The following is a 3,452-nucleotide window of genomic DNA, read 5'->3' on the forward strand; positions in this document are numbered from 1 at the left end:
CCCGCGCCAGGTGGACAGCTGGGTGTTCGACGAGCTCTATCGCAGCGGCAAGCTGGAACTCGAACTCGTGCCCCAGGGCAACCTGGCCGAGCGCATCCGCGCCGCCGGCGCCGGCATCGGCGCCTTCTTCTGCCCCACGGCGTACGGCACCGAGCTGACCAAGGGCAAGGAAACGCGCGAGATCAATGGCAAGCACTACGTGCTGGAGTACCCGATCCACGGCGACGTGGCGCTGATCAAGGCCGAAGCGGGCGACCGCTGGGGCAACCTGGTGTATCGCAAGGCGGCGCGCAACTTCGGCCCGGTGATGGCCACGGCCGCCAAGCTGACGGTGGCCACCGTGCACGAGATCCGCGAACTCGGCGAGCTCGATCCGGAGGCGATCGTCACCCCCGGCATCTTCGTCAACCGCATCGTCAAGATCCCCCGCGTCGCCACCCAGGCGGCGGGCTTCAAGAAGGCAGCGTGAGCATGGCGTACGACAAACGCACCAAAGACCAGCTGGCCCGGCGCGTGGCGCAGGACATCTTCGACGGCGCCTACGTCAACCTCGGCATCGGCATGCCGACCACGGTGGCCAACCACATCCCGGCCGGCCGCGAGATCATCCTGCACAGCGAGAACGGCATCCTGGGCATGGGCCCGGCGCCGGCCGCCGGCGAGGAAGACTACGACCTGATCAACGCCGGCAAGCAGCCCGTGACGCTGCTGGCGGGCGGAGCCTATTTCCACCACGCCGATTCCTTCGCCATGATGCGCGGCGGCCACCTCGACATCTGCGTGCTGGGCGCCTTCCAGGTCTCGGCCAAGGGCGACCTGGCGAACTGGAGTACCGGCGAGCCGGGCGCCATCCCCGCCGTGGGCGGTGCGATGGACCTGGCCATCGGTGCCCGCCAGACCTGGGTGATGATGGACCTGCTCACCAAGAAGGGCGAGAGCAAGATCGTCGAACGCTGCACCTATCCGCTCACGGGTATCGGTTGCGTCAAGAAAATCTATACGGACCTGTGTACGCTGGAGTGCACGCCGCAGGGGCTGAAGCTGGTCGACACCGTCGAAGGCCTCACGCACGCCGAACTCGAGAACCTCGTGGGCCTGCCGATCGCGGCCTGATCACCGGAGACTGCTGAAATGACCCGACAAGCCTTCATCTGCGATGCCATCCGCACGCCGTTCGGCCGCTACGGCGGCGCCCTGTCCTCGGTGCGCACCGACGACCTCGGGGCCATCCCGCTCAAGGCACTGATGGCGCGCAACGCCAAGGTGGACTGGCAGGCCCTCACCGACGTGCTCTATGGCTGCGCCAACCAGGCCGGCGAGGACAACCGCAACGTCGCCCACATGGCCAGCCTGCTGGCCGGCCTGCCGCTGGAAGTGCCCGGCGCCACCATCAACCGCCTGTGCGGCTCCGGCCTCGACGCCGTGGGCAGCGCCGCGCGCGCCATCAAGGCCGGCGAGGCCACGCTCATGATCGCCGGCGGCGTCGAGAGCATGAGCCGCGCGCCCTTCGTGATGCCGAAGGCGGAGTCGGCCTTCTCGCGTGCCAACGCGGTGTACGACACCACCATCGGCTGGCGCTTCGTCAACAAGCTGATGAAGGAAAAGTACGGTGTCGACTCCATGCCCGAGACGGCGGAGAACGTGGCCACCGACTACAGGATCGAGCGCGAGGCGCAGGATCGCATGGCGCTGGCTTCGCAGCTGAAGGCGGTGGCGGCGCAGAAGCGCGGCTTCTTCGAGGCCGAGATCACGCCGGTGACCATCCCGCAGAAGAAGGGCGAGGCGATCGTGGTCAGCAAGGACGAACATCCGCGCGAGACCTCGCTGGAGGCGCTGGCCAGGCTCAAGGGCGTGGTGCGGCCCGACGGCACCGTGACCGCCGGCAACGCCAGCGGCGTGAACGACGGCGCCTGCGCGCTGCTGCTGGCCGATGAGGCGACGGCGGCCAAGAACGGCCTGACGCCGCGTGCCCGCGTGGTCGGCATGGCCACGGCCGGCGTGGCGCCGCGCGTGATGGGCATCGGCCCGGCGCCGGCCACGCAGAAGGTGCTGGCGCTCACCGGCCTGAAGCTGGAACAGATCGACGTGATCGAGCTGAACGAAGCCTTCGCGGCCCAGGGCCTGGCGGTGCTGCGCCAGCTGGGGCTGAAGGACGACGATGCGCGCGTCAACCCGAACGGCGGCGCGATCGCCCTGGGCCACCCGCTCGGCTGCTCCGGCGCGCGCATCGTGACGACCCTCGTGCACCACCTGCGCCGCAAGGACGCCGAGTGGGGCCTCGCGTCGATGTGCATCGGCGTCGGGCAAGGCATCGCGATTGTGCTCCAACGGGCTACTTAGCCGGTCTCAGCCCCGGCGCTGCGTCCAGTCCTCGCGTTATCAAAGCCCCCCTTGGGGGGCACCACGTGCGGTCGCGATTTGCGAGCCGATCCGCTTTGCGAAGCAAACGGCCGCGAAGCGGCCGCCCGCGGCTCCGACCGAGGCGGCTGCGGGGGGGCTAAGCAGGGCTAAGCAGGGCTAAGCAGTGATTTACGTCGCTGCGCATCGGTCTGCGCGGGGGCTTCGGATTGACGATCCCCGAGCCGCGACCCTAGTGTCCGGCTCATGATCCGCCCGCTCTCTTTGCTGTTCGGCTTCGGCCTCGGCTTGCTGTGCTCCGTCTCTGCCTGCGACTCGGGCGGCAGCGATGCCGATGACGAGGCCGGCGACGAGACCGGTGAGCCGACGAACGAGTGCGGCACCGAGTGGGCCGAGAAGGATGGCGCCACGCAGTCGATCATGGACGCCTGGGGAGCGCCGTGCATGGTCGACGACGACTGCGTGCCGCTGCTCGGCGACGGTGCCGTGTGCGTGCAGAACATCCTGGGCGTCTACTCGCTGCCTGGTGGCTATTGCTCCCGCGAGTGCAGCCTCGCCGACACTTCGGTCTCGTTCGAGCTCGACTCTGCCGATTGTGATCCCAACGGCGGAATCGCCTGCGTCGGCGTCGAGGGGGCCTTCACCGCGTGCGCGCCCCCGTGCGACAGCCACGACCAGTGCGGGCGCGAGGGCTACGGCTGCCGGCTGATGCCGAACATCGCCGCCGAGGGTGATCCCAACTTCTGCCTGATGAACGCGGTCGACTGCTGCACCACCGACTCCGGCGAGTGCGGGAGCTAGGTTAGCCCCCCGCGGACGCCTCAGTTTGAGCCGCGGGCGTCCGCTTCGCGGACGTTCGCTCGCTCCGCGAGCGAAGCGGATCGGTTCGTGGTTTACGGCCGCACGTGGTGACCCCCGATGGGGGTCTTCGTCTCGGCTTCGATGCAGCGCTTCCTTTGGGCCCCCCACGGCCGCCTCAATTGGCTGGAGCCGCGCGGGCACGTTGTGTTCGGCCGCACGTGGTGGCCCTAACGGGATCGATCCGAGCCGATCAGATTAGATTGGCTCAGATCAATCACAGCGAAGGCGTGACG

General features: G+C 68.7%; 4 protein-coding genes. All 4 read left to right on the forward strand.

Annotated elements, in window-relative coordinates:
* A partial coding sequence (locus VFM98_RS18610; protein ID WP_325111387.1) for a 3-oxoacid CoA-transferase subunit A occupies positions 1–469 on the forward strand: 469 nt, incomplete at its 5' end.
* Positions 470–471: 2 nt separating this feature from the next.
* Positions 472–1,113 carry a 3-oxoacid CoA-transferase subunit B gene (locus VFM98_RS18615; protein WP_325111388.1) on the forward strand — a complete coding sequence of 214 codons (642 nt, stop codon included), beginning with the start codon at positions 472–474 and terminating at the stop codon, positions 1,111–1,113.
* A gap of 18 nt (positions 1,114–1,131) precedes the next feature.
* Positions 1,132–2,340, forward strand: a complete 1,209-nt coding sequence (gene pcaF, locus VFM98_RS18620; protein ID WP_325111389.1) for a 3-oxoadipyl-CoA thiolase — start codon at positions 1,132–1,134, stop codon at positions 2,338–2,340.
* A gap of 264 nt (positions 2,341–2,604) precedes the next feature.
* On the forward strand, positions 2,605–3,159 hold the full coding sequence (locus VFM98_RS18625) for a hypothetical protein (RefSeq protein WP_325111390.1): 555 nt from the start codon (positions 2,605–2,607) through the stop codon (positions 3,157–3,159).
* The last annotated feature ends 293 nt before the right edge of the window (positions 3,160–3,452 follow it).

It is taken from the genome of Ramlibacter sp. (assembly GCF_035706265.1).
Classification (GTDB): Bacteria; Pseudomonadota; Gammaproteobacteria; order Burkholderiales; family Burkholderiaceae_C; genus Ramlibacter.

Bases quoted from the DNA above. Each gene is read 5' to 3' on its own strand.
- VFM98_RS18615 (WP_325111388.1), top strand. From the start codon at position 472: ATGGCGTACGACAAACGCACCAAAGACCAGCTGGCCCGGCGCGTGGCG.
- pcaF (WP_325111389.1), top strand. From the start codon at position 1,132: ATGACCCGACAAGCCTTCATCTGCGATGCCATCCGCACGCCGTTCGGC.
- VFM98_RS18625 (WP_325111390.1), top strand. From the start codon at position 2,605: ATGATCCGCCCGCTCTCTTTGCTGTTCGGCTTCGGCCTCGGCTTGCTG.